Here is a 23,875-nt window from a genome sequence, read left to right on the forward strand (position 1 = left end):
CCCATTTGAACACCCCCATGAGGTCGGATTGGTGTCCAACTTCTTGGGGGCAGTTCACTGGAGCGTGCGGAACGATAATCCCGACTATCGTGCGGCGCTCCGCGTCGCATGCGGTTCTGGACGCTCTGCGTCCGATCTTGAATGCGCGGCGCGGCGCAGATCTGTGACGCGGAGCGTCACGAACGGCATTCCCACGCTGGAGCGTGCGGAACGATAATCCCGACTATCGTGCTCCGCTCCGCGTCGCATGCAGTTCTGGGAGCTCTGCGTCCAATCTTGAGCATACGGAGCGGCACAGATCTGTGACGCGGAGCGTCACGAACGGCATTCTCACGCTGGAGCGTGCGGAACGATAACCTCAACTATCGTGCGACGCTCCGCGTCGCATGCAGTTCTGGACGCTCTGCGTTCGCTCTTGTCACGCGTGCTCTACGGTGCCGATGAAGTTCGCCAGTTCCGGGGTTTTCGGGTTGGCGAAGAGTACTTTCGGGTCGCCCACTTCATGCACCTTGCCCTGGTGCATGAACACCAGCTTGTCGCCCACTTCACGGGCGAAGCGCATTTCGTGAGTCACCATGATCAGGGTCATGCCGTCGGCGGCCAGCTGGCGCACCACGCTGAGCACTTCGTTGACCAGCTCCGGGTCCAGCGCCGAGGTGATTTCGTCGCACAGCAACACCTTGGGCGACATCGCCAGTGCGCGGGCAATCGCTACGCGTTGCTGCTGGCCACCGGACAGGCGATCCGGGAAGGCGTCGAACTTCTCGCCCAGCCCGACACGCTCCAGCATCTTTCTCGCCAGCTTCGCGGCTTCGGCCTTCGGCACTTTCTGCACGACCTGCGGCGCGAGCATTACGTTCTCGCCCACGCTCAGATGCGGGAACAGGTTGAACTGCTGAAACACCATGCCGACCTTCTGGCGCAGGGTGCGCAGATCGGCGCGTGCGGCGTCCAGGTATTCGCCATCGACCTCGATCACGCCATCGTTGATCGACTCCAGGCCGTTGAGCGTGCGCAACAGGGTGCTTTTGCCCGAGCCGCTGCGACCGATGATCGCCACGACCTGGCCTTCCTCGACCGACAGATCGATGCCTTTGAGCACGTGATGATCGCCATAGTATTTATGCAGGGCGGAAATTCTAAGCAGAGGCATGCAGTCTCCTTTCCAGATGGCGCGCGCACAGCGACAAGGGGTAGCACAGGATGAAGTAGCCCAGAGCAACGAAGCCATAGACCATGAAAGGTTCGAACGTAGCGTTGGCCAGCATGCTGCCGGTCTTGGTCAGTTCGGTGAAGCCGATGATCGACGTCACCGCGGTGCCTTTGACCACCTGCACGGAAAAGCCGACCGTTGGCGCAACTGCGATACGCAGCGCCTGAGGCAATATCACGTAGCGCATCTGCTCGAACGGGGTCATCGCCAGGCTGGCAGACGCTTCCCACTGGCCCTTGGAGATCGACTCCACGCAGCCGCGCCAGATCTCGGCGAGGTAGGCGCTGGTAAACAGCGTCAAGGCCAGCGCTGCCGCTGCCCAGGGCGAAATGTTCATGCCCATCAGGGCAACACCGAAGAACACCAGAAACAGCTGCATCAGCAGTGGTGTGCCTTGAAACAGTTCTATATAGAGCTTGGCGGTCACACGCGGGCCGGTTTTTTCCGAGGTACGCATGCCCATCACCAGCAAGCCGATCAAGCCACCGCCAATGAAGGCCACCAGCGACAGGGCAACGGTCCATTGCAGGCCGATCAGCAGATTGCGCAGGATGTCCCAGAGGGTGAAATCCATCAGCTGTTCCTCGATATGTAGCGACGCCCGATCCAGGCCAGCAGTTGCCGGATCAGCAGCGCCATGGCCAGGTAGATCAGCGTGGTCACAATGTAGGTTTCGAACGAGCGGAAGTTGCGCGACTGAATGAAGTTGGCAAAGAAGCTCAACTCTTCAGTGGCAATCTGCGAGCAGACCGCCGAGCCCAGCATCACAATGATGATCTGGCTGCTCAAGGCCGGCCAGACCTTGCTCAATGCCGGGACCAGGACCACGTAGCGAAACGCTTCATAACGATTCATCGCCAGCGCTGCCGACGCTTCAAGCTGTCCCTTGGGAATCGCCTGGATGCCTGCCCGAATAATTTCTGTCGAGTAGGCGCCCAGGTTGATGACCATCGCCAGCACCGCCGCCTGCCATTCCGTGATCTGCACGCCCAGCGATGGCAGGCCGAAGAAAATGAAGAACAGCTGGACCAGAAACGGTGTATTGCGGATCAGCTCGACATAGATCGCAAATATCGTCGCAAAGGGCTGGATCTTCCAGGCCCTCACGACGGCACCGACAATGCCGAGGCTGACGCCCAGCAGGGTGCCAATGGCCGTCAGTTCCAGCGTGAACAAAGCCCCGCGCAACAGCACATCAATGTTCTGCAGGACCGGTGTGAAGTCGAAGTGATAAGCCATTGGTGAATCCTGTGACCGGGAAAGCAGTGATCAGAGATCGGCAGGCAGCGGTTGCTTCAGCCATTTCTGCGACGCTTTTTCCAGCGCGCCGTCAGCCTTGGCGGCGTTGAGGATCTCGTCGACCTTGCCCAGCAGTTCCGGCTGGCCTTTGTTCACGCCGACATAAACAGGCGAATCCTTGAGTTTCACTTTCAGCGCTGGAATGCGCTTGGGGTTGCGCTCGCTGATAGCGACCATCACCACGTTGCCGCTGGCGATCAGGTCGGTCTGGCCAGCCAGGTAGGCGGCGATGGTCGAGTTGTTATCTTCAAAGCGCTTGATGGTTGCGCCTTCCGGTGCAACTTTCGACAGCTCGATGTCTTCGATTGCGCCACGGGTAACACTGATGGTCTTGCCTTTCAGGTCAGCGATGTCCTTGACCGGAGAATCAGGTGGGCCGAATACCGCCAGGTAGAACGGCGCGTACGCGCGGGAGAAATCGATGACTTTCTCGCGATCCGGGTTCTTGCCCAGGCTGGAGATCACCAGATCAACCTTGCCGGTGGTCAGGAACGGGATGCGGTTGGTGCTGTTGACCGGCGTCAGTTCCAGCTTGACCTTCAATTGGTCGGCCAGCAGTTGCGCGGTGTCGATGTCCAGGCCGCGAGGCTTCATGTCCGGGCCGACCGAGCCGAATGGCGGGAAGTCCTGCGGAACGGCCACCTTCAGGGTGCCACGCGCTACAACGTCGTCCAGGCCGTTGGCGTGGGCGGGTGTCTGGCTCAGCATCAGGCTGGCAAACAGTGCAGCAAGCAGGGCGCTGTAACGCTTGGTCATAGAAATCTCCGGGCGAAACGTAGGATGTTGGCCTGTCTCCAGTGCACAGCGCATGCCATCCGACGATGACGTGCCATAACTCAAGCTTTGCAGCGTGTTTATGGTCTTACTGGTCTGACCAGTCAAGGCGTGGTTCGCCCTGCTTTGGCGCGTTGAAAAGCGCTGCCGCCCCAGCACTGGGCGTCGCTTGCCGAATCTTCGGGATGGCGATAAAAGGGATTTTTACTGGACTGACTGGCCTGAACAGTGATGCCCCACACCTCACTCGCAGTACCCGAATCAGCCCTCCGGGCCATTCGCAAGTTGATTGCCGAGCAAGGCTACAAGCCCGGCGAAAGCCTGCCATCGCAACGCGATCTGGCTGTTTTGCTGGGAGTCAGTCGTGCTTCATTGCGTGAGGCCTTGTCATCGCTCAGCGCATTGGGAGTGGTCAGCGTTCAGCCGGGTAAAGGCGTGTTTGTGCAGTCCATTTCTGAACCAGAACAGCGCACGAGTGGTTTTTCCTGGCCTTTTGAGGCACAGGTTTCTCCGGCCGACACGTTTCAACTGCGTTACGCGCTGGAAGGCTTCGCCGCGGGTCTGGCGGCCGTCACCCTGACCGCTGATGAACGGGATGTGCTTGAAGACAATGTCGAAGCCATGCGTATGGAATTGCGTGCCGGTGACTTCGAGGCCGCAGCCCGGCTGGATTTCGAGTTTCACCGGCACATCCTGGTCGCCAGTGGCAATCAGGCCATGCTGGGAATCGTGACCGCAGGTGCCGACATCTTCCTTGAGAGCCAGAAAATGCCGTTCATACGTGCGGCAAGGGTCATGGAAACCTGGCAGGAGCACCGCAAGATCCTTCGCGCGCTGGCTCGGCATGCGTCGGGGCCCGCGCAAAAGGCCATGCAGGATCATATCCGTGGCGCAGCACTTCGCACCGGCATCGTGTTCGTTTCGCCTTCCAGCTGAGCCCCTGCCATAACTCCAGTCATGCACCACCATAGCCAGACTCAATGAACCTTCGCTTCCTGAATGACTTGCAGCCCGCTATGATGAGCGTCGTTTTTCGCCTATGACCTCGGAGACTTCCATGAGCAACGAAAAGATCAAACACGTCACCGACGCTAACTTCGAAGCCGAAGTACTCAAGGCTGAGGGTGCTGTGCTTGTAGACTACTGGGCTGAGTGGTGCGGTCCGTGCAAGATGATTGCCCCGGTGCTGGACGAAATCGCCGACACCTATGCAGGCAAGCTGACAATTGCCAAGCTGAATATCGATGAAAATCAGGAAACCCCTGCCAAGCATGGCGTGCGCGGTATTCCGACGTTGATGCTGTTCAAGAATGGCAACGTTGAAGCGACCAAAGTCGGTGCGCTGTCGAAGTCGCAGCTGGCCGCGTTTCTCGACGCCAACATCTGAGACGTTTCAAAGCCCCGCAAATTGCGGGGTTTTTTTCGGGCGCTGCACTAGACGCCTGGAAAATCCGGTGGTACATTCGGCCCCGCAACGGCTTCTCCGTTGCCCCCTGCTAGCCGTCGCCGACGCTCTCCTTTCGATTTAGTACGCGATCCTGTCGCCTTCTCTGCGGCGCGGCCTCATTAAGCCAAAAGCTTAATTTCCCCCTCCATACATGATTACGTCATTCCCCATATGAACCTGACTGAACTCAAGCAAAAGCCGATTACCGAATTGCTCGAAATGGCCGAACAGGCTGGCATAGAAAATATGGCCCGTTCGCGCAAGCAGGACGTCATTTTTTCCCTGCTCAAACGGCACGCCAAAAGTGGCGAGGAAATATCCGGTGATGGCGTGCTGGAGATTCTCCAGGACGGCTTCGGTTTCCTGCGCTCTGCAGACGCTTCCTACCTGGCCGGCCCGGATGACATCTATGTCTCCCCTAGCCAGATCCGCCGTTTCAACCTGCGTACCGGCGACACCATCGTTGGCAAGATCCGTCCACCAAAGGAAGGTGAGCGTTATTTCGCTCTGCTCAAGGTCGACACGATCAACTACGACCGTCCGGAAAACGCCAAGAACAAGATTCTGTTCGAAAACCTGACGCCGCTGTTCCCGACGATTCGCATGAAGATGGAAGCCGGTAACGGTTCCACCGAAGACCTGACCGGTCGTGTGATCGATCTGTGCGCACCGATCGGTAAAGGTCAGCGTGGTCTGATCGTTGCTCCGCCGAAAGCGGGCAAGACCATCATGCTGCAGAACATCGCGTCGAACATCACGCGTAACAACCCGGAAGTGCACCTGATCGTTCTGCTGATCGATGAGCGTCCGGAAGAAGTAACCGAAATGCAGCGCACCGTGCGCGGCGAAGTGGTTGCCTCGACATTCGACGAACCGCCAACCCGTCACGTACAGGTTGCCGAAATGGTGATCGAGAAGGCCAAGCGCCTGGTCGAGCACAAGAAAGACGTCGTTATCCTGCTGGACTCCATCACTCGTCTGGCTCGCGCCTACAACACCGTCATCCCGAGCTCCGGCAAGGTACTGACCGGTGGTGTCGATGCTCATGCACTCGAGAAGCCAAAGCGCTTCTTCGGTGCTGCGCGAAACATCGAAGAAGGCGGCTCGTTGACCATCATCGCCACCGCACTGGTTGAAACCGGTTCGAAGATGGATGAAGTCATCTACGAAGAGTTCAAGGGTACTGGCAACATGGAGCTGCCTCTGGATCGCAAGATCGCAGAGAAGCGTGTGTTCCCGGCCATCAACATCAACCGCTCCGGCACACGCCGTGAAGAGCTGTTGACCGCTGATGACGAGTTGCAGCGCATGTGGATCCTGCGCAAGCTGCTGCACCCGATGGACGAAGTCGCGGCTATCGAGTTCCTGATCGACAAGCTCAAGCAGACCAAGACCAACGACGAGTTCTTCCTGTCCATGAAACGCAAGTAACTGGCAGGCTGAAACAAAAAATGGTGTCCTTCGGGGCACCATTTTTTTTGCCCACGCGCCGCCGATTAGCTGCCTTGAAGGGCTGGAGCAGGTACGATGTGCGTCTATTTGGATAAATGGCCGGGTTAATGAAATTCAAAGATCTAAGGGATTTCGTGCAGCAGCTTGAGCAGCGCGGAGAGTTGAAACGCATCCAGATGCCGATCTCGCCTGTGCTGGAAATGACTGAAATCTGCGACCGTACCCTGCGTGCCAAGGGCCCGGCCCTGCTGTTCGAAAAACCGGTCGGCTTTGATATTCCGGTGCTGGGCAACCTGTTCGGCACGCCCGAGCGCGTGGCCATGGGCATGGGCGCAGAGGCTGTCAGTGAGTTGCGTGAAATCGGCAAGCTGCTGGCGTTTCTGAAAGAACCCGAGCCGCCCAAGGGCCTGAAAGATGCGTGGTCCAAGCTGCCCATCTTCCGCAAAGTCATCGCCATGGCCCCCAAGGTGGTCAAGGATGCACCCTGCCAGGAGATTGTCATCGAAGGCGATGACGTCGATCTCGGCATGCTGCCCGTGCAAACCTGCTGGCCGGGCGACGTCGCACCGCTGATTACCTGGGGCCTGACGGTCACCAAGGGCCCGAACAAGGAGCGGCAGAACCTCGGCATCTACCGCCAGCAGGTCATTGGCCGCAACAAGATCATCATGCGTTGGCTCAGCCATCGTGGCGGCGCGCTGGATTTTCGCGACTGGTGCGCCAAGCATCCCGGTGAGCCTTATCCGGTTGCCGTCGCACTGGGTGCTGACCCGGCGACCATTCTTGGTGCCGTGACGCCAGTGCCGGACAGCCTGTCCGAATATGCCTTCGCCGGGCTGTTGCGTGGGTCACGTACCGAGCTGATCAAGTGCCGTGGCAGCAACCTGCAGGTGCCAGCCAGCGCCGAGATCGTGCTGGAGGGTGTGATTCATCCGGGCGAGATGGCCAATGAAGGGCCTTATGGCGACCACACCGGCTATTACAACGAAGTCGACAGCTTTCCGGTGTTGACCGTCGAGCGCATCACGCACCGTATCAAGCCGATCTACCACAGCACCTACACCGGGCGTCCACCGGACGAGCCCGCCATTCTGGGTGTCGCGCTGAACGAAGTGTTCGTGCCGATTCTGCAAAAGCAGTTTCCGGAGATCGTCGATTTTTACCTGCCGCCTGAAGGTTGCTCCTATCGCATGGCGGTGGTGACCATCAAGAAACAGTACCCCGGTCATGCCAAGCGCGTGATGCTGGGGGTCTGGTCGTTCCTGCGCCAGTTCATGTACACCAAGTTCGTGATCGTCACCGATGACGACATCAATGCACGTGACTGGAATGACGTGATCTGGGCCATCACCACACGCATGGACCCCAAGCGCGACACGGTCATGATCGACAACACGCCCATCGATTACCTCGATTTTGCCTCCCCGGTGTCCGGCCTGGGATCAAAAATGGGCCTGGACGCCACTAACAAATGGCCAGGCGAGACCACACGTGAATGGGGCAGGGCTATCGTCAAGGACGAAGCCACCACACGCCGTGTGGACGAGATCTGGACTCAGTTGGGAATAGACTGATGCGCGTAACCTTGCAGCCGTCAGGTGCGGTGCTGGACACCCTGCCGGGCGAGCGGATTCTCGATGCTGCGCAGCGTCTGGGCTATGAATGCCCGCAGAGCTGTCGCAACGGTAACTGTCATATCTGCTCGGCCTTGCTGGTCGAGGGGCGGGTGATGCAGTCGGGGCAGACGCTTGATCACGGTGAGATTCATACGTGTGTAGCAGAGCCGCTTGAAGATTGTGTTGTGCTCTGGGATGGCGTGCTGGCCAAGGGTGAGCTGCCGGTGCGCAGCTTTGCCTGTCAGGTGAGCGAGTGTGTCGAAATCGGTGGCGATGTCTGGCGGGTAGGTTTGCGCGCCCCGGCAGGCAAGCCTCCGCGTTATCACGCCGGGCAGTACCTGATGATCGAGCGGGAGAATGGCGAGAAGTCGGCATTCTCCATCGCATCGGCACCGCACAGCGGTCGTGATCTGGAATTGCATGTACTGGCTCGTGAAGACAGTGCGCGCAGCCTGATCGAGCAACTGCAACGCAACAAAATGGCGCGGGTCGAGCTGCCGTTTGGCGATACCCACCTTGCCGAGCTGCCGGACGGGCCTTTGGTATTGATTGCTGCCGGTACAGGTATGGCGCAAATGAACAGTTTGCTTGAGTACTGTCGCTCAGCAGGCTTCAGTCACCCGGTGCATTTGTACTGGGGCGTGCGTCGGCCCGAGGACTTTTACCAGGTCAGCCACTGGGATGAGTGGGCGAAACTGCCGAACCTGTTCCTGCACAAGGTCGTCAGTGACCTGTGTGGCTGGGAAGGGCGTTGTGGTCTGCTGCACGAGGCGGTTTGCGAAGACATCAAGGACCTGTCGGCGGTTTACGTCTACGCCAGCGGCTCGCCTGCCATGGTTTACGGAACGCTGGACGCTCTTGTCAGTGCCGGAATGGACGCTCACCAGATGCGCGCAGACGTATTCGCCTACGCACCGCGTCCGTGATGCCTGACTGACGGCTGCATAACTGGAGTGTAAATTGCTTTAGCTGCTTATAGCTTACGGCGATGTCAATTCGTCGCCAGACAACTTTTTGTAGAAACAGGCCTTTGGCCTGTGGCAACAACCGAACCACGACACCCTGATGCCGCTCACCCACGAGCGAGTCAGCGGGGCTCGGTAAAAACTGACAGTCAGACTGTCAGGGAGGCAAATGGAGAATCCAATCAATGAGTTGGCCGCTGCAGTGCATGACGGCCTTGGGCTGACGTATCCGCCCGTTATCGATCTGGGTCCGCAGCTTACCCGCGAGCAACTGCTCGCATCCATGGACGCCACCATGCGTCTTCATAAAGGCGGCCCGGTCTGGCTGTTCGCCTACGGCTCGCTGATCTGGCGTCCCGAGTGCACCGCCGTAGAGAGCCAGCGCGGTCGAGTGCACGGTTATCACCGCGGGCTTTACCTGTGGTCGCACGAGCATCGCGGTACGCCGGAGGTGCCGGGCCTGGTATTCGGGCTGGATCGCGGCGGTTCATGCACCGGTTTTGCCTATCGCCTGCCGGATGAGTGCCTGGAGAAATCGCTGCTGGCCTTGTGGGAGCGTGAGATGCCATATCCCTCGTATCGCCCGCACTGGCTCAATTGCCGCCTTGAAGACGGCAGGAAGGTACAGGCGCTGGGCTTCGTGCTGGAACGGCATTTGCCCAGCTACGCGGGCAACCTGCCCGACAGTGTGTTGAGTCAGGTGCTGGCCAGCGCCAGCGGGCGCTATGGAACCACCCGCGAGTACGTGGAACAGACTGCCAAGGCCCTGCGTAGCCACGCCATGCCAGACCTGAATCTGGAGGCGCGGCTCAAGCGCTGCAAGTCAGAGACCGCCTGACCGGCCTTTGGGTCAGTCCTTGGTATCGCGCGAGGTGCTGGCGACCTGTTTGTGCCGCAGCGTCGGCGCAAGGAATGCCATCGCCAGAATGCACGCGCCGATCAGCAGCACAAAGCCGCCGTCCCAGCCGAAGTGGTCGACCGTGTAGCCCATCGCCGCACTCGCCGCAACCGACCCGCCCAGATAGCCGAACAGCCCGGTAAAGCCGGCTGCCGTACCCGCTGCCTTCTTCGGCGCCAGTTCCAGCGCCTGCAGGCCGATCAGCATGACCGGGCCATAGATCAGGAAGCCGATGGATACCAGCGCGATCATGTCGACGGTCGGGTTGCCTTCAGGGTTCAGCCAATACACCAGCGTGGCAATGGTCACCAGAAACATGAACACCATGCCGGTCAGGCCGCGATTGCCCTTGAAGATCTTGTCCGACATCCAGCCGCACAGCAGCGTGCCCGGAATACCCGCCCACTCGTACAGAAAATAGGCCCATGAGGTCTTGTCGACCGTGAAGTGCTTGGCTTCTTTCAGATAGGTTGGCGCCCAGTCCAGCACGCCGTAGCGCAGCAGATAAACGAACACGTTGGCCATGGCGATGTACCACAGGAACTTGTTGCGCAGCACGTACTTGACGAAGATTTCCCGGGCGCTGAATTCCTCTTCGTGGCTGGCATCGTAGCCTTCCGGGTAATCGTTCTTGTAGTGCTCGATAGGCGGCAGGCCGACCGATTGCGGCGTGTCTCGCATCGTGGCGAAAGCAAAGACCGCGACCAGCAACGCAACGGCCGCCGGCACATAGAATGCTGCATGCCAGTCGTTGGTCCAGCCCATGCCAAGCAGGAACAGCGGGCCGATCAGGCCGCCGCCGACGTTGTGCGCCACGTTCCACACAGACACCACGCCGCCGCGCTCTTTCTGCGACCACCAGTGGACCATCGTCCGCCCGCTCGGCGGCCAGCCCATGCCCTGGGCCCAGCCATTGATGAACAACAGCACGAACATGATCGTGACACTGGACGTCGCCCACGGCGCGAAGCCGAAGATGAACATGATTCCGGCAGAAACCAATAGCCCGAAGGGCAGGAAGTAGCGCGGGTTGGAGCGGTCCGAAACAATCCCCATGAGGAATTTCGACAAGCCATAGGCAATTGCGATGGCCGACATCGCAACGCCCAACTGGCCACGCGTATAGCCTTCGTCGATCAGATAAGGCATCGCCAGCGAGAAATTCTTGCGCAGCAGGTAGTAACCGGCATAACCGATAAAGATGCCTGCGAAGATCTGCCAGCGCAGACGCCGATAAGTGCTATCGACCTTTTCTTCGGGAAGGGGTGCCTGATGCCTGGCAGGGCGGAAAAACCCAAACATGGAGAAGCTCCTGATTATTGTTTTTTTTGCGAATGCGAATATTACATTTTCATTACAGAAAAAAGCAGTGCCTTTGGACTGATTTTTTGTAGGAGATGCCGACGTTTTCCTGTTCTTTTATGAACATTTGGCGAGCGTTTGTATGTGTTTCAAAAGTTTGGGATGGGTCCTACAGGCGTATCGGAAGCCGCGTACTTACTGGTCTTTCGGCAGGCTTTTACCATCGTCGTCATTGCGCCGCAGCGGCGCACCACGACGATGAGCCCATACAACAATGAGAATTTTCGCCTTCATGATTGCCGTCGCACTGGCCCCGCACGTTGGCGCGACGGAGTCATTTCTGGTGCCGGTGTACACGCCGACACCAGTGTTTCCTCCTGAACTGGTCAAGACCCGCTACGCAGGCAAGGTCAGGGCACAGCTGTGGATAAAGTCCGACGGGCAGGTCCGCGAAGTCAGGGCCGTAGAGAGCGGCCACCCGCAACTCGCCGAAGCGGTGGAGCAGGCGCTAGGTCAATGGCGCTACAAGCCTTGGGTGGGAACAGTCGGCGCGCCGCCCATGAACACGATCACCGTGCCGGTGATTTTCGGCTCCCATGGCTATAGGCGTTTCAATACCGAAGTCACCGTCGGCCTGGGCAACATCCGTTGCGGTTACCTCAACCACGAAGTGAAGTCCGCCCGCCAGGACTATCCCAAAGAGCCGCTGAGTAAAGTCGACGTGTTCTGGTACACCGGGCAGGCGCTGTTCGGCAGTCATGTTGCCCACCTGCGTAGCGAGCCCCAACGCCAGGTCCTGCTTGAGCAACTGGGCGCCGCGATACCGATGATGGTCAGCAATTGCAGAAGCAATCCCGATCGTTTGTACGGCGACTATCTGCCAGCACCGATCAAGGCGTTGATGGTCGGGTTGGCTGAGCAAGCGGAGGGCAGCGAATGAGCCGTGTGCTGAGTGTGATCGTGTTGGCAGGGATACTCTCGGCGGGGACAGCACAGGCGTTGCCGTCGTATCCGGTGCCGTTGTATATGCCGGAGCCGGACTATCCGGCGTCGATGCGTTATGCCTTGGTAAAAAACAGTGTCACCGTCAGGATTTTCATTCAGGCCGATGGCGGCGTGCGCTTTCTTGAAGTGCGGGGGGCAACTGATCCGAGGTTCATCAGCCTGACCCGAAGTGCTGTTGAGCTATGGACCTTTGAACCCTGGGAGCCACCGGCCTCTCATCCCGAGGGCGAAGCAGTTATGGTCACGTTTACCTTCACAGGGCGACCACACACCAACCCGCCGCTGACATCCAATGCCGAGCTGAAGCAGGAGTTGTGCTGGCAGTTGAACAGGGAAATGTTCGAGGGTCGCAAATGGCGCAAGGACGTCAAGCCGGATGCGCTAATGCGGACAGAGTTATACCTGTCGAGCGGTCCGGTCATAGAGCAATTTCTCACCCTGGACGAACGTCAGGCATTGGTTGTTGAATTGCTGGAGGCGGCGCCGGGCATTATCGCCCAATGTCAAAAGAATCCGATGCGTAAGTATGTGGATTATTTGCCGGAGAATGTGAGGAAGGTGTTGTAGGAAGGGCGGGGCATCAGCGAAGTGCCAGTATCAAAGCAGTTTCAGAATGCAGCCCTGTGGTTGACGACGACCCTGTGTTTCATCAGAATGCTCGCGAGGGCTCAATAAGAGCAGGGCCTGCTCGATTCAATGACGATACCGGCGAGCAGGTGTGGATTGTGCGAGGCGTCACTCGTGCGGTAGCGGCAACTGGCGACAACGGTTGGCTTTCGACCCCTTTCAGGCCTCGTGTCTGGACGTGCTAAGCAAGCGCTGCGACTACCAGCCCTCTCGTACTCTGAAAAAGGCGCCTATGGCGCTTTTTTTGGTTTCAGAGTCCCTACTTTGATCGCCGGTCGCCTCCTAAGTATTTTGTAGGCGGTGACCACCGAGTAGAAAAATCCTCGTTCAGCTTCTTCTTGTGGCGACAAAATTGCGCACCCTCTGGCATTGCGTATGACCGTAAGTCGATGCCCATCACGCGTCTGATAACCCTCGCAATAAATCTGTGCACCTGCACTTAAAATTCCGGCAACAAATGCAGATACATCCTGAATGGTTTTGCAGCCAGACTTGGCCAGTTCATGACCGTGCCCCTGCCAAATGTGGTTGACTCCAAAACCGCTACTGAAGCCGAAATGCTTACCTACACGCAAATAAATTTCTCCGCCTGGCAAGGTCAGGTTGCGGCTTTCGTACATAGAAATGTAACCGAAGCTCAACTCTCCTGAGGTCGGGTGAGGGATGCAATAATCTTTGTCTAGAGTGGAAAAGTCATAAGCTGTCGGCATATCCGCCGTGGCCAAAACAGTCTGCGTTACCTGGTAAGCCAAGTCAGGCTCGGTCGGCGGCGTTAATGCTGACAAAATCAAGTCGTCCGTAACAAGCAAGGCCCGAGTCGGGAAAGCGGCTATTTTCTCACAGCTTTAATCGTGTTAACGGCGAAGTTGCTATCAGTTATTTCAAGGAGGCGGAGGTCAGGGTCGAGCATGATTTGAGTAGCGATCAGGTCTGTTTTGATGCCTTGTGTCAGTTCCACTTGATGCACAGTGCCGGGACCAAAGCGTCATCGCCTTGGTCCCGGCCTTGTCGCGAAAGATTAGTGAGTGGCGTTCATATGTTGAATTGTTTCAAGCTGGCTCAGTCCGAGCGCGCCGTGAGCGTTGATCGCGTTCGAGAAGTCTGTGATCGCGATTTCGATAGTGCCTCTCAGTACCTTGATTGCATTATCGATTTCTCGCGACGCTTCAGGTCCAAATGTCACCTCGACCGCATGGCGGGATTCGGCCTCTTTAGCGCGAGCTTCCTCGGCGTTGCGCAAGGCCAAAGCGTGCTTGGCTTCTTCGACCTGACGCTGTGCAAGTTGTAACGCGGCCTCTATGGCCCGCTGCTGCGCTGCTTGTTCCTCCGCGAGTCGTCGAGCTGCCGCTTCAGCCTCGGCTCTTGCGCGCGCTGCTTCTTCGGCTTGGCGGTGTGCGGCTTCTTGGGCCATGCGCTCGTTATACTCGCGTTCCTGTTCTATTAGCCGAGCATGCAGCGATTCGAGATTGCCTTTGAGTTCGTTTAGAAAGCGGATGCTCTCCATATGAAAACGGGCGTCTCCCGTCATATAGTAAAAATCAGTGGGCACCCCGCCTGGCATACCCCGCATCTGTGCGTTTAACTCAAGAGACGATTTATCCCAGGGATCAGTGCCCCACAAAAAATACGAATTGTCGATGTGGTCCTGTTGCAAGGGAGCGCGTTTGCTGGCAACCAGATGATTGATAGCGTGTATGTGTTTATCGGTTATATCGATGTAACGTGTTCCGTTCCAGTCGCCGACGTGAGCCGCAAGCTCGGCTTGCAGAAAGCCAGGTAATTGCTGGAGGTGATGATGTAATTCTTCCATGGATGATTTCCTTTTTTATAGTGTTAGAGCTGTTTGTGTATGGGGTTCTTACTCTTTGAATCCCGGCTTGCCATTTTTAGCTCGCCATTCTTTGATTGTTTTTAAAATACCCTCCGGGGTGTCCTCCTGACCTTCCTCGGGATAAAAGATTACGTCTGTTTGCGCTGGATGCTCTGTCACCTTTACAAAGTGCTTAACTAAACGATCCATGTGCTTAACAAACTCATCACCATGAAGTTGAATGTGTTGAGAAGAGAGTCCCCTCAAAAATTCCAGGAATTCTTCTTCGGTGTAATCTTCTAGCTTTTCTTTAAAGATCATTTTTTTGGCTCCTGTGATGATCAATATGTTGCCTTGGTGTCATAATAACCAAGTTGTCGATGTCATAAACCGCGCCGCCTTTTGAAATATAATTTTTATGATGGATTTCAAATCTCGTACGGCCTCCGGCTTGGTCGCTGAGTCTAGGGTGGGGCGCACCACCACCTCGCATTATTTCAAGGTTATTCTGAGTAAACTGTTTCCCTAGCTCGGGATCATCGGCTACGGCTATCCAGGTTGCTTTCCTCAGTGAAGCAAAATCACCAAATCGTCGTCCGCGCAGTTGATCTGCAATATGCGTCGGAATCGATGCGCCTTCTGCACGCGTTCTGTCTCCTAGCCAAACTCCAGTCACCGCTTCACCATACCTACTCGCAACCCCCGGGATCGACCTCGGGTCCTTGAACAGCAGGTAGCTATTCGGCAGCCCTGAATCAATCGGCGATATGAGAATGTAATCATCAGGATCATCTCGATCAATCGCCGGGTAAGCTTCAAGCTCGGGTACAAAAGGTGTCACTACGTTGCCTGGATCTGTCGGCAACGCGGGTGGCCCTGCGGGTGAGCTTGTCGAACTGTCCGCCGGTTGTGCTATTGGCGTCCATATAAGGGCCGGTGTCGATTCCCCGTCTCGGATAAACTCGTAGGAATTGTTCAGTGCGTTATAGGTGAAAGTTCTTACGCGAACCTTGGTACCTACTTTCACACCATCCGCAGCTACCCAGCGTGCAGCGCCGCTTGCGCCAGCTCCATCGGACGTCAGTCGATGAGGCACATCCAGCGTGCCTTTGACGCTGGCAAGGTACTGCAGATCGATATGCGGTGGCAGGTTGAGCTGCGACAGAGGTGTGGCGATCACAGCAGGCGGCAGCTCTGAGTCGCCCAACGGTTGTGGATACATCGCCAGCAAGGTGACCAGATTGCTGCCAAGTGTTCTGGTCGCGATCCTGATGAGCTGGTCTTTCGCGATGTTGGTCGCAACGGTCCTGATGCCCGGTGCTGCGGTGGTGGTTGACGCGGGGGCAATAACTGACCACAGCTTGTTGATGCCAGCGGCCTGTCGGGATGATGTCCGATCTGCATCCTGACTCGCCGTTTTATCAGCTAGCGACAGTTCAGCATGGCGCATGGAAAGTGCTGCTGATTGTTCATTGATCAGCGTGACCGACTCGGCAAGAAGCTTTGCTTCGTAGGTTTGAGATAACGCGTTTACCCACGCTTCATGGGCCTGCTGCACACGTTGAGGATCGCCCTGGCTGTAGTGCACCAGATAGTTCAGGTGGTCTTTTTATGTGGCATGTTCAAGTTCTTGACCGGTGAGACTCAGAGCCTGAGCGCGCGGTCTTCCATTAGCGACTGTTTGGATTCAATTAAATAATTTATGTTGGCCTTTTCCTGAAGTATCAGGTCGCGCATTTGCTGTTCGTTCGAGTGGTTGAAATTCAGCGACGCTATTTCTTCTTGAATAGAGCTCTGTAGCCTTCCAAAAGCCTGCGAGTAGTTTTGTGCAAATTCAGATTGTGAATGCGGATAGGCGTTTGTCAGCGCTTCAAGAGCTTGCCTATGAGCTTGATCTTTTTCGCCCTGTGCACGTACTTGCGCTTCAATACGTGCTCGCTCCATGGCTTCTGCCTGAACTCTTGCTTGAGCCGCTACATATTCTGCAGCCTGACGCTCTGCCTGCGCTTGAGCTTCAGCATTTGCTTGAGCCTGCGCTGCTTGCTGTTGTGCTCGCGCACGTAGACGCCTTCGTCTACGTTTACTGCTGGACGCCCCTGTATTAGTAAAACCGCCTCCAAAAAAACCAGAATTTTGAGGCTTGGGTGCACTTCCGTGACTTATGTTTACAGTTCCGCTTGTCTGGTCATGTAATATATTTGTTTGCCGCTTTTTTCGTGTGGCCATACGGTTCTCCTTGTCTGTATGACTATAGTGTTTTAGTCCTCAAGTATTAATGACATACATATGTATTGTGTTGCTTGGTTTTTGGTTGGTTGGATGGTTTTGTTGGCGTGGTGCCTATTGCGATAACCACCTTCCCCACAGCCCTGCGCTCACCCAACAAATCAATCGCCTCCCCAGCCTTTTCCAGCGGATAAACCGTCGACACCAGCGGCTTCAATTTCCCTTCTTCAAACCACGCAAACAGCTGCTTGAAGTTCGCCGCATTGTCCTGCGGTTGCCGCTGAGCAAACGAGCCCCAGAACACGCCGACCACCGATGCGCCCTTAAGCAGGGTCAGGTTGACGGGCAGGTCCGGGATGCGGCCGCTGGCGAAGCCGACGACCAGCAGGCGGCCGTTCCAGGCGATGGCGCGGATGGCCTGGTCAAAAAGGTCGCCGCCGACCGGGTCGTAGATGACGTCGGCGCCGTTGCCGTTGGTGAGGCGTTTTACTTCGTCCTTGAGGCTGGTTTCGCTGTAGTTGATCAGTTCGTCTGCGCCTGCGTTTTTGGCGACTTCAAGTTTTTCAGCGCTGCTGGCGGCGGCGATGACGCGTGCGCCGAGGGCTTTACCAATTTCCACGGCGGCCAGGCCCACGCCGCCGGATGCGCCGAGCACCAGCAGGGTTTCGCCGGCTTGCAGGTTGGCGCGTTGTTTGAGCGCATGCATGGAGGTGCCGTAGGTCATGCTGAACGCCGCAGCGGTGGTGAAGTCCATGCTCGTCGGTATCGGCAGTACGTTGTAACCGGGTACAGCGACCTGCTCGGCAAAACTGCCCCAGCCGGTGAGCGCCATCACGCGGTCGCCGGGCTTGAGATGGGTTACCTTTTCACCGACGGCCGCTATCACGCCGGCGGCCTCGCCACCCGGCGAGAAAGGGAAGGGGGGCTTGAACTGGTATTTGCCCTCGATGATCAACGTGTCGGGAAAGTTGACCCCGGCGGCGTGCACGTCGAGGAGGATTTCGTTCTTTTTGATCTCGGGGCCAGGCACGTCTTCAAGCACCAGCGTGCTGGCCGGACCGAAGGCTTTGCATAACAGGGCTTTCATTAGGCTATTCCTTTTTCGGTAATGGCCGATAAAGTGAGTTAAGTGGGTTCTCGGGTCAACAAGCATGGCCCGGCCTGATAAGCACACATAAGCTGTAAGCTACGTGGCAAACCGTATTAAGGAGTGGACTGTGAAAGCGTGGATTCTGGTATTGCTGGCCTTGTCATTGCCTGTCATGGCGCAAGAGGAAGCCAAGGAAGAAGGCGGCCCGCCCAAAGCGGCCTATGTCTCGCTGACGCCACCGTTCGTGGGCAACTACGCGCTGGATGGCGGCCCCAAGCTGCGCGTCTACAAGGCTGACATCGCGTTGCGTGTAACGGGTGCCGATGCCGAGGCGGCGGTGAAACGCAATGACGCCTTGATCCGTAATCAACTGGTGTCGTTGTTCACTCAGCAGACGGTTGATTCCATGAGCAGTGCCGAGGCGAAGGAAAACATTCGTCAGGAAGCGCTCAAGCAGGTGCAGCGCGTCATGAACGATGAAGAAGGCAAGCCGATTGTCGAAGACTTGCTGTTCAATAACTTCATCGTTCAATAACGCGTGTCAGCGCAGTGCCAGGATCGCCGCCCACTGTTCGGCGGTGACGGGCATCACTGAAAGCCGACTGCCTTTTTGCACCAGAGGCAGTTGCTCCAGCTGGCTTTGTTGCTTCAGATAACCGAGCCCCAGCACGTTCTTGAAGATATCCACAAACTCGACGTCTATGGCGCTCCACGGGTTTTTATCCGCGGCGGCCTTGGCGTCGTGATAGTGGCTGTCGGGGTCCAGTGCAGTGGGGTCCGGATAAGCGGCTTTGGCGATTTTGCCGATGCCGGCGATTCCCGGCTCCGGGCAACTGGAGTGGTAGAAAAAGAATTCGTCGCCCTCTGCCATGCTCCTTAGAAAATTACGCGCCTGATAGTTGCGCACCCCGTCCCAGCGGGCGTTACCCCGTTTTTGCAGGTCGCTGATCGAGAATTCGTCAGGCTCGGACTTCATCAGCCAATAGGCCATTGCTCTCTCTCCAGAGACAAAAGTTCACGGTATTACCGACAGTTTGATGACAAACCGACAGTCGGCTTGCGCCACTATTTGCGTACTGGTTCACGTTACCGCAAAATGCCGCCCTTTAAAGCTCCACGCTGTTGCACGGCCTATACAAAAACCGATGCTGACATCGTATTGATTTGCCTAAGGAGGGCAGTCAATGAAACGCAAGCCTGATTTACTCTGGATTCTGGTTATTCTGTTTGGCTTGGGTGTCGTGACAACCGGTTATGCGCAAAGCTTATGGACCAGCAAGGATGACGCTCCAGTCGAAATCACTCAACAACAGCAAAAAATCCCCGGCAGGCATTAAGCCCTGCTTCTGCTCTGATCGTTGACTGCCCTGTTGGCTGAACGATCAGAGTATCTGTGTCAGATACCAGCCTTTATCAGATACCGTGCCTTGCAGCGGTACATCCCAACTGGCCTGCGCCAGTCGATCCACTTTCTGACATTCGTGAGCCAGCCCGAGTAGAACCGGTTTGCGCCAGGCCTTTCTGCGTGCCAGATACGCCAGGCTGCGGTCATAAAACCCACCGCCCATGCCCAGACGACCGCCTTCGTTATCGAACCCTACCAATGGCATCAGCACCAGATCGAGTGCCCACACATGGCGTTGTTTCGCACGGTTGATGAGAGGCTCGGGAATGCGGAAGCGATTGGGGATGAATTTTTCGCCGGGACGCACGCGCTGAAAAACCATGCGCGTGCGCGGCCATGCATTGAGCACCGGCAGGTAAGTGGCCTTGCCGCGTCGTTGTGCTTCACGCAGCAACAGCCGCGGGTCGATCTCGCCATCCATCGGCAGGTACAGCGAAACATGCCGGGCACGTCGAAACAGCGGGTGCTGCGCCAATTGGCGGTAAACATCGCGGGCTGCTGCGCGTTGCTGGCTGCGAGTCAGCGCCCTGCGTGCCTTGCGTAGCTGGCGGCGCAGTTGCGGACGGGTGAGCGATTGGGCGCTGATCATGAGCAGAAGGTCATGCAGGCTGATCCGGGAAGGGAGTTGAAACCAGAGCAGAATCGTCGTTGCCAGACAGCAGGGCTGGCAACGAACTGAATGTGGACTCCCCGACGAACCGCTGTCGGTTTAGCCCTTGAACCCGAAAGTTCAAGGTGGAGATTGCAGGAGGTTTTAAGGCTTTCCGTCGAGCGGACATGCACACCAACCCCAACGTGCAACCCCCGTGGTTGTGCGTATCGGCTCAGGGACATGACCGACTGGCAAGCACTCCAGGGAGCAGCGCGAGTATACAGAAATGCCTCGCAATAATCAGCCCCGAGTTGAATCCGGTGTGCCGGGCGTGTCTGTGGCCAGCACCAGATCGACCTTGTCGAGCAGATCGCGGACCTGTTCGCGAGTCGAACCGCTGGTCTGTACGTCAGGCAAATGTTCTTTATGTAGCAGGTCGTGAGTGATGTTGAGCGCGGCCATCACGGCGATGCGATCGGCACCGATGACTTTGCCGCTGCTGCGGATTTCACGCATCTTGCCGTCCAGATAACGGGCGGCGCTGACCAGGTTGGTGCGCTCTTCCTGAGGGCAGATGATCGAGTATTCCTTGTCGAGGATCTGAACGGTAACGCTGTTGCCATTGCTCATGAGTCTTGCTCCAGGGCTTTGAGGCGCGAAATCATTGACTCGACCTTCTGCCGGGCGATTTCGTTTTTTTCAATGAGTTGGGCGCGTTCCTCGCGCCAGGTCTTTTCCTGAGCTAATAGGAGTGCATTTTGGCCTTTAAGTTGCTCGGCATACTTCAGGAGCAGCTCCACACGTTTCATCAGCGCTTGCAGGTCGGTGTCTTCCATTGTTTTCCACTGAATACTTTCTGATGAATGGCAGGGGAGGCGATGCTTGTGCTCAAGCTCGAACCGCCGTCCGGGTGATCTTGTCGCGCGGATAGTCTAGGATACAAGGCCTTCATTCTAGACATTGCGCCGTTTGGCGACTAGCTACCCATGCCCATTCAGAATTCTCCGTACAAAGCGTTCGCCACTCTGCTTAACAGTGGCGGTCATCAGGTATCCCCTGCCGAGCTGCATGGCCTGCTGCTGGGGCGCAGTTGCGCAGGTGCCGGTTTCGATAACGAAGGCTGGTTTGCCGATGCTTCGGTGCTGCTGGAAACCGAGCCGCAAGACAATATCCGCCAGGCGCTTATCGGCTTGCAAGAGATGGTCAAGGGCGAACTCACCGGTGACGACATGACCGTCGTGCTGTTGCTGCCGGGCGACGAAGAGCCGCTGACCGAGCGTGCTGCCGCACTGGGCCAATGGTGTCAGGGGTTTCTGGCAGGCTTCGGTCTGGCCATTGGCGACAAGACCCTCGGCACCGAAGCCAAGGATGTTCTTGAGGATCTGGCGGCCATTGCCCAGGTTCAGGACGCACTGGACGAGTCCGAAGACGGCGAGACCGACTATATGGAAGTCATGGAATACATGCGCGTAGCGCCATTGTTGCTGTTCACCGAATTCAATGAGCCTGCTGCGCCGCAACCCAAGCCTTCTCTGCACTGATTGCCCATCACTGCGACACCGCGCCGCGCTGACGACAGTGCGGCCCGGTAGACTCCATCAGGACTCCTGCTGCCCATGATTCAGATCCCGAAGTCCGAATACGCCCGCCGCCGCAAGGCTCTGATGGCTCAGATGGAGCCGGACAGCATTGCCATCCTGCCCGCTGCTGCGGTTGCCATTCGCAATCGTGATGTCGAGCATATCTACCGGCAGGACAGTGACTTTCAGTACCTCAGCGGCTTTCCCGAGCCGGAAGCGGTGGTGGTGCTGATTCCCGGACGCGAATATGGCGAGTACGTTTTGTTCTGCCGTGAACGCAACCCCGAGCGCGAATTGTGGGAAGGTCTGCGCGCCGGACAGGAAGGCGCGATCCGCGATTTCGGTGCAGACGATGCATTCCCGATCAACGACATCGACGAAATTCTGCCGGGCCTCATCGAGGGCCGTGACCGGGTCTATTCGGCGATGGGCAGCAACCCTGAATTCGACCGGCACCTGATGGACTGGATCAACGTGATCCGCTCCAAGGCGCACCTCGGTGCTCAGCCGCCCAAGGAATTTGTCGCGCTGGATCATCTGTTGCACGACATGCGCCTGTACAAATCGGCGGCGGAAATCAAAGTCATGCGCAGCGCGGCGGACATCTCTGCGCGTGCCCATGTGCGAGCAATGCAGGCCTGTCGCGCAGGCCTGCACGAGTTCAGCCTGGAAGCCGAGCTGGATTACGAATTTCGCAAGGGCGGTTCGAAGATGCCTGCCTACGGCTCGATCGTGGCCTCGGGGCGCAACGGTTGCATCCTGCATTACCAGCAGAACGATGCCGTTCTCAAGGATGGCGATCTGGTGCTGATCGATGCGGGCTGCGAAATCGACTGCTATGCCAGTGACATCACCCGGACGTTTCCGGTGAGCGGCAAGTTTTCTCCCGAACAAAAAGCCATCTACGAGCTGGTGCTCAAGTCTCAGTATGCGGCTTTCGAGGCCATCGGCCCCGACAAGCACTGGAACCAGGCGCACGAAGCGACGGTCAAGGTGATTACCGCAGGGCTGGTCGAGCTGGGTTTGCTGCGAGGCGACGTCGATCAGTTGATCGAGAGCGAGGCCTACAAGATGTTTTACATGCACCGTGCCGGTCACTGGCTGGGCATGGATGTACACGACGTCGGTGAATACAAGGTCGGCGGCGAGTGGCGTGTACTGGAGGTCGGCATGACGCTGACTGTTGAACCCGGGATCTACATATCCCCCGACAATCTGGACGTCGCGAAGAAATGGCGAGGTATTGGTGTGCGAATCGAAGACGACGTGGTTGTAACCAGGCAGGGCTGTGAAATTCTGTCCGGTGGCGTGCCCAAGACCGTCGCCGAGATCGAGGCGCTGATGGCGGCTGCAAAGGCACAGGTCGCATGAGCCGCTTTAATATCGCCATCGTCGGCGGCGGATTGGTGGGTGCAAGTCTCGCGCTTTCACTGCAGGCCGGTGCCAAGGCGCGCGGCTGGAAAATCGTGCTCATCGAACCCTTCGCGCCGGGTGAGGCCTGGCAGCCCAGCTACGATGCGCGTTCTTCGGCACTGTCGTTCGGCTCGCGACGCATCTATGAGCGGCTTGGCCTCTGGCAGCAGATATCCCGCCGCGCCGAGCCGATTCTGCAAATTCAGGTCTCGGACCGTGGCCGCTTCGGAGCTACCCGTTTGTCTGCGATCGAAGAGGGTGTTCCGGCGCTCGGCTACGTAGTCGAGAACGCCTGGCTCGGTCAGGCACTGTGGGCGGCGCTGGATCGTGATGTCGTCAGTTGGCGTGTGCCGGCCGAGGTCAGGCACATGCAGCCGCTGGCCGATGGTTATCGCCTGAGCCTCAGTGACGAAACCGAACTGGATTGTGATCTGGCCGTGCTGGCCGATGGCGGCCGCTCCAGCCTGCGCGAGCAGCTGGGTATTGGAGTGCGGCAACGGCCCTACGACCAGCATGCGCTGATTGCCAATATCACGCCGAGCGAAGCGCATTGCGGGCAGGCGTTCGAACGTTTTACCGAGGACGGGCCGATGGCGCTGCTGCCATTGCCGGAAAACCGCTGTGCGCTGGTCTGGACGCGTCCGGGCAACGATACCCAGCGCCTGGCCGAGCTGGACGACCGCAGTTTTCTGGAAGAGCTGCAGGGCGTGTTTGGCTATCGCCTGGGCACGCTGCGTCAGGTCGGTGCACGGCATGTCTACCCCCTGGCGCTGGTCGAGGCCGAAGAGCAGGTGCGTTCGCATCTGGTGATTCTGGGTAATGCGGCGCACAGCCTGCATCCGGTTGCCGGGCAGGGGTTCAATCTGTCCTTGCGTGACGCCGATGCACTGGCCGAGACGCTGCTGGACAGCGCCGCGCCGCCCGGTGAGTTGTCTACTCTGCAGCTCTACCGTGAGCGTCAGCGTCAGGATCAGCAATTGACCGTGGGCTTCTCCGACAAGGTGACACGCCTGTTCGGCAGCTCCCGGTCGGCGGTTGCCGCCGGGCGTAACGTCGGGTTGCTGGGCCTGGACCTGTTGCCAGCCGCCAAGCGCTGGTTTGCCCGTCAGGCGATGGGCCTGGGGACTCGATCCGATGTGTGAATCACACACTTTAAACACA

Annotated in this window: 26 protein-coding genes, 1 other RNA gene and 1 pseudogene; 13 read left to right on the forward strand and 15 right to left on the reverse strand. The window is 57.6% G+C overall.

Annotated features, from left to right (window positions below; genetic code table 11):
* Positions 1-418: 418 nt before the first annotated feature.
* The 4 genes from RYC17_RS21960 to RYC17_RS21975 are packed head-to-tail and all read right to left on the reverse strand — an operon-like array spanning position 419 to position 3,268.
* Positions 419-1,153, reverse strand: a complete 735-nt coding sequence (locus RYC17_RS21960; protein WP_003317352.1) for an amino acid ABC transporter ATP-binding protein — start codon at positions 1,151-1,153, stop codon at positions 419-421.
* Positions 1,140-1,790, reverse strand: a complete 651-nt coding sequence (locus tag RYC17_RS21965; RefSeq protein WP_032074436.1) for an amino acid ABC transporter permease — start codon at positions 1,788-1,790, stop codon at positions 1,140-1,142. The genes RYC17_RS21960 and RYC17_RS21965 overlap by 14 nt, the downstream gene beginning before the upstream one ends.
* Positions 1,787-2,452, reverse strand: coding sequence for an amino acid ABC transporter permease (locus RYC17_RS21970; protein WP_219170773.1), 666 nt, complete (start codon positions 2,450-2,452; stop codon positions 1,787-1,789). The genes RYC17_RS21965 and RYC17_RS21970 overlap by 4 nt, the downstream gene beginning before the upstream one ends.
* Positions 2,453-2,482: 30 nt before the next feature.
* A complete protein-coding gene (locus RYC17_RS21975; protein WP_002551557.1) occupies positions 2,483-3,268 on the reverse strand; it encodes a transporter substrate-binding domain-containing protein in 786 nt (261 codons plus the stop codon).
* A gap of 249 nt (positions 3,269-3,517) precedes the next feature.
* Between RYC17_RS21975 and RYC17_RS21980 the strand changes: the two genes are divergently transcribed.
* The 6 genes from RYC17_RS21980 (at position 3,518) to RYC17_RS22005 (ending at position 9,604) form a co-directional block, all read left to right on the forward strand.
* Entirely contained in the window at positions 3,518-4,222 is a 705-nt protein-coding gene (locus tag RYC17_RS21980; RefSeq protein ID WP_004655184.1) for a FadR/GntR family transcriptional regulator, read from the forward strand.
* 121 nt (positions 4,223-4,343) lie between these two features.
* A complete protein-coding gene (trxA, locus tag RYC17_RS21985) occupies positions 4,344-4,673 on the forward strand; it encodes a thioredoxin TrxA (RefSeq protein WP_004655183.1) in 330 nt (109 codons plus the stop codon).
* 231 nt (positions 4,674-4,904) lie between these two features.
* Entirely contained in the window at positions 4,905-6,164 is a 1,260-nt protein-coding gene (rho, locus tag RYC17_RS21990; RefSeq protein ID WP_002551560.1) for a transcription termination factor Rho, read from the forward strand.
* Between the two features lie 128 nt (positions 6,165-6,292).
* The gene (ubiD, locus tag RYC17_RS21995) at positions 6,293-7,759 is read left to right on the forward strand and encodes a 4-hydroxy-3-polyprenylbenzoate decarboxylase (RefSeq protein ID WP_024674574.1); all 1,467 of its coding nucleotides are present in this window, start codon (positions 6,293-6,295) and stop codon (positions 7,757-7,759) included.
* On the forward strand, positions 7,759-8,727 hold the full coding sequence (locus RYC17_RS22000; RefSeq protein ID WP_057401137.1) for a CDP-6-deoxy-delta-3,4-glucoseen reductase: 969 nt from the start codon (positions 7,759-7,761) through the stop codon (positions 8,725-8,727). The genes ubiD and RYC17_RS22000 overlap by 1 nt, the downstream gene beginning before the upstream one ends.
* A gap of 208 nt (positions 8,728-8,935) precedes the next feature.
* Entirely contained in the window at positions 8,936-9,604 is a 669-nt protein-coding gene (locus RYC17_RS22005; RefSeq protein ID WP_002551563.1) for a gamma-glutamylcyclotransferase, read from the forward strand.
* Between the two features lie 12 nt (positions 9,605-9,616).
* On the opposite strand, the gene glpT is transcribed toward RYC17_RS22005, so the two are convergent.
* Positions 9,617-10,966, reverse strand: coding sequence for a glycerol-3-phosphate transporter (gene glpT / locus RYC17_RS22010; protein ID WP_005744792.1), 1,350 nt, complete (start codon positions 10,964-10,966; stop codon positions 9,617-9,619).
* A 274-nt stretch (positions 10,967-11,240) separates the two neighbouring features.
* Between glpT and RYC17_RS22015 the strand changes: the two genes are divergently transcribed.
* Complete coding sequence (locus tag RYC17_RS22015) at positions 11,241-11,906, forward strand: energy transducer TonB (protein WP_316904462.1); 666 nt, start codon at positions 11,241-11,243, stop codon at positions 11,904-11,906.
* Complete coding sequence (locus RYC17_RS22020) at positions 11,903-12,538, forward strand: energy transducer TonB (RefSeq protein WP_316887554.1); 636 nt, start codon at positions 11,903-11,905, stop codon at positions 12,536-12,538. The genes RYC17_RS22015 and RYC17_RS22020 overlap by 4 nt, the downstream gene beginning before the upstream one ends.
* A 290-nt stretch (positions 12,539-12,828) precedes the next feature.
* Here RYC17_RS22020 and RYC17_RS22025 read toward each other — a convergent pair whose 3' ends face one another.
* The 5 genes and pseudogenes from RYC17_RS22025 to RYC17_RS22045 form a co-directional block, all read right to left on the reverse strand.
* Positions 12,829-13,407 carry a hypothetical protein gene (locus tag RYC17_RS22025; protein WP_223886826.1) on the reverse strand — a complete coding sequence of 193 codons (579 nt, stop codon included), beginning with the start codon at positions 13,405-13,407 and terminating at the stop codon, positions 12,829-12,831.
* Between the two features lie 209 nt (positions 13,408-13,616).
* Positions 13,617-14,408 (reverse strand): hypothetical protein, encoded by a 792-nt coding sequence (locus RYC17_RS22030; RefSeq protein WP_230017316.1) that lies wholly within the window; start codon positions 14,406-14,408, stop codon positions 13,617-13,619.
* A 48-nt stretch (positions 14,409-14,456) separates the two neighbouring features.
* Positions 14,457-14,729 carry a bacteriocin immunity protein gene (locus tag RYC17_RS22035; RefSeq protein WP_230017317.1) on the reverse strand — a complete coding sequence of 91 codons (273 nt, stop codon included), beginning with the start codon at positions 14,727-14,729 and terminating at the stop codon, positions 14,457-14,459.
* Positions 14,719-16,352, reverse strand: a pseudogene (locus RYC17_RS22040) (S-type pyocin domain-containing protein). The gene RYC17_RS22035 and the pseudogene RYC17_RS22040 overlap by 11 nt, the downstream one beginning before the upstream one ends.
* Positions 16,353-16,680: 328 nt before the next feature.
* Entirely contained in the window at positions 16,681-17,721 is a 1,041-nt protein-coding gene (locus tag RYC17_RS22045) for an NADPH:quinone oxidoreductase family protein (protein WP_316904498.1), read from the reverse strand.
* Between the two features lie 130 nt (positions 17,722-17,851).
* Between RYC17_RS22045 and RYC17_RS22050 the strand changes: the two genes are divergently transcribed.
* On the forward strand, positions 17,852-18,259 hold the full coding sequence (locus RYC17_RS22050) for a flagellar basal body-associated protein FliL (protein ID WP_002551568.1): 408 nt from the start codon (positions 17,852-17,854) through the stop codon (positions 18,257-18,259).
* A gap of 6 nt (positions 18,260-18,265) precedes the next feature.
* On the opposite strand, the gene RYC17_RS22055 is transcribed toward RYC17_RS22050, so the two are convergent.
* Entirely contained in the window at positions 18,266-18,715 is a 450-nt protein-coding gene (locus tag RYC17_RS22055) for an EVE domain-containing protein (protein WP_058402773.1), read from the reverse strand.
* A gap of 193 nt (positions 18,716-18,908) precedes the next feature.
* Between RYC17_RS22055 and RYC17_RS22060 the strand changes: the two genes are divergently transcribed.
* The gene (locus RYC17_RS22060; protein WP_058402774.1) at positions 18,909-19,061 is read left to right on the forward strand and encodes a hypothetical protein; all 153 of its coding nucleotides are present in this window, start codon (positions 18,909-18,911) and stop codon (positions 19,059-19,061) included.
* 45 nt (positions 19,062-19,106) lie between these two features.
* On the opposite strand, the gene RYC17_RS22065 is transcribed toward RYC17_RS22060, so the two are convergent.
* The 4 genes from RYC17_RS22065 to RYC17_RS22080 all read right to left on the reverse strand — a co-directional run bounded on the left by RYC17_RS22065 (position 19,107) and on the right by RYC17_RS22080 (position 20,557).
* The gene (locus RYC17_RS22065; RefSeq protein WP_122280499.1) at positions 19,107-19,718 is read right to left on the reverse strand and encodes a 5-formyltetrahydrofolate cyclo-ligase; all 612 of its coding nucleotides are present in this window, start codon (positions 19,716-19,718) and stop codon (positions 19,107-19,109) included.
* A 94-nt stretch (positions 19,719-19,812) separates the two neighbouring features.
* Positions 19,813-19,991: non-coding RNA, 6S RNA (gene ssrS, locus RYC17_RS22070), on the reverse strand.
* Positions 19,992-20,021: 30 nt separating this feature from the next.
* Positions 20,022-20,351: a cell division protein ZapA gene (locus tag RYC17_RS22075; RefSeq protein WP_003317331.1), complete on the reverse strand. Its 330-nt coding sequence runs from the start codon at positions 20,349-20,351 to the stop codon at positions 20,022-20,024.
* Complete coding sequence (locus RYC17_RS22080; RefSeq protein ID WP_002551573.1) at positions 20,348-20,557, reverse strand: TIGR02449 family protein; 210 nt, start codon at positions 20,555-20,557, stop codon at positions 20,348-20,350. Before RYC17_RS22080 ends, RYC17_RS22075 begins: the two co-directional genes overlap by 4 nt.
* Positions 20,558-20,707: 150 nt before the next feature.
* Here RYC17_RS22080 and RYC17_RS22085 point away from each other — a divergent pair, with 150 nt between their 5' ends.
* From RYC17_RS22085 to ubiH, 3 genes are all read left to right on the forward strand, one after another.
* Positions 20,708-21,262 (forward strand): YecA family protein, encoded by a 555-nt coding sequence (locus RYC17_RS22085; protein ID WP_005734812.1) that lies wholly within the window; start codon positions 20,708-20,710, stop codon positions 21,260-21,262.
* Positions 21,263-21,337: 75 nt separating this feature from the next.
* The gene (pepP, locus tag RYC17_RS22090; protein WP_058408245.1) at positions 21,338-22,672 is read left to right on the forward strand and encodes a Xaa-Pro aminopeptidase; all 1,335 of its coding nucleotides are present in this window, start codon (positions 21,338-21,340) and stop codon (positions 22,670-22,672) included.
* Positions 22,669-23,856 (forward strand): 2-octaprenyl-6-methoxyphenyl hydroxylase, encoded by a 1,188-nt coding sequence (gene ubiH, locus RYC17_RS22095; protein WP_230017320.1) that lies wholly within the window; start codon positions 22,669-22,671, stop codon positions 23,854-23,856. The genes pepP and ubiH overlap by 4 nt, the downstream gene beginning before the upstream one ends.
* Positions 23,857-23,875: the final 19 nt, after the last annotated feature.

Origin of the sequence: Pseudomonas syringae group sp. J248-6 (genome assembly GCF_032586995.1) — a bacterium.
Taxonomy (GTDB): Bacteria; Pseudomonadota; Gammaproteobacteria; order Pseudomonadales; family Pseudomonadaceae; genus Aquipseudomonas; species Aquipseudomonas amygdali.

Bases quoted from the DNA above. Each gene is read 5' to 3' on its own strand.
- RYC17_RS22000 (WP_057401137.1), top strand. From the start codon at position 7,759: ATGCGCGTAACCTTGCAGCCGTCAGGTGCGGTGCTGGACACCCTGCCG.
- RYC17_RS22005 (WP_002551563.1), top strand. From the start codon at position 8,936: ATGGAGAATCCAATCAATGAGTTGGCCGCTGCAGTGCATGACGGCCTT.
- RYC17_RS22020 (WP_316887554.1), top strand. From the start codon at position 11,903: ATGAGCCGTGTGCTGAGTGTGATCGTGTTGGCAGGGATACTCTCGGCG.
- pepP (WP_058408245.1), top strand. From the start codon at position 21,338: ATGATTCAGATCCCGAAGTCCGAATACGCCCGCCGCCGCAAGGCTCTG.
- RYC17_RS22060 (WP_058402774.1), top strand. From the start codon at position 18,909: ATGAAACGCAAGCCTGATTTACTCTGGATTCTGGTTATTCTGTTTGGC.
- RYC17_RS21960 (WP_003317352.1), bottom strand. From the start codon at position 1,153: ATGCCTCTGCTTAGAATTTCCGCCCTGCATAAATACTATGGCGATCAT.
- RYC17_RS22030 (WP_230017316.1), bottom strand. From the start codon at position 14,408: ATGGAAGAATTACATCATCACCTCCAGCAATTACCTGGCTTTCTGCAA.
- ubiD (WP_024674574.1), top strand. From the start codon at position 6,293: ATGAAATTCAAAGATCTAAGGGATTTCGTGCAGCAGCTTGAGCAGCGC.
- RYC17_RS22015 (WP_316904462.1), top strand. From the start codon at position 11,241: ATGAGAATTTTCGCCTTCATGATTGCCGTCGCACTGGCCCCGCACGTT.
- rho (WP_002551560.1), top strand. From the start codon at position 4,905: ATGAACCTGACTGAACTCAAGCAAAAGCCGATTACCGAATTGCTCGAA.
- RYC17_RS21980 (WP_004655184.1), top strand. From the start codon at position 3,518: ATGCCCCACACCTCACTCGCAGTACCCGAATCAGCCCTCCGGGCCATT.
- RYC17_RS22080 (WP_002551573.1), bottom strand. From the start codon at position 20,557: ATGGAAGACACCGACCTGCAAGCGCTGATGAAACGTGTGGAGCTGCTC.
- RYC17_RS21970 (WP_219170773.1), bottom strand. From the start codon at position 2,452: ATGGCTTATCACTTCGACTTCACACCGGTCCTGCAGAACATTGATGTG.
- RYC17_RS22045 (WP_316904498.1), bottom strand. From the start codon at position 17,721: ATGAAAGCCCTGTTATGCAAAGCCTTCGGTCCGGCCAGCACGCTGGTG.
- RYC17_RS22055 (WP_058402773.1), bottom strand. From the start codon at position 18,715: ATGGCCTATTGGCTGATGAAGTCCGAGCCTGACGAATTCTCGATCAGC.
- RYC17_RS22065 (WP_122280499.1), bottom strand. From the start codon at position 19,718: ATGATCAGCGCCCAATCGCTCACCCGTCCGCAACTGCGCCGCCAGCTA.
- RYC17_RS22075 (WP_003317331.1), bottom strand. From the start codon at position 20,351: ATGAGCAATGGCAACAGCGTTACCGTTCAGATCCTCGACAAGGAATAC.
- glpT (WP_005744792.1), bottom strand. From the start codon at position 10,966: ATGTTTGGGTTTTTCCGCCCTGCCAGGCATCAGGCACCCCTTCCCGAA.
- RYC17_RS22085 (WP_005734812.1), top strand. From the start codon at position 20,708: ATGCCCATTCAGAATTCTCCGTACAAAGCGTTCGCCACTCTGCTTAAC.
- ubiH (WP_230017320.1), top strand. From the start codon at position 22,669: ATGAGCCGCTTTAATATCGCCATCGTCGGCGGCGGATTGGTGGGTGCA.
- RYC17_RS22035 (WP_230017317.1), bottom strand. From the start codon at position 14,729: ATGATCTTTAAAGAAAAGCTAGAAGATTACACCGAAGAAGAATTCCTG.
- trxA (WP_004655183.1), top strand. From the start codon at position 4,344: ATGAGCAACGAAAAGATCAAACACGTCACCGACGCTAACTTCGAAGCC.
- RYC17_RS21975 (WP_002551557.1), bottom strand. From the start codon at position 3,268: ATGACCAAGCGTTACAGCGCCCTGCTTGCTGCACTGTTTGCCAGCCTG.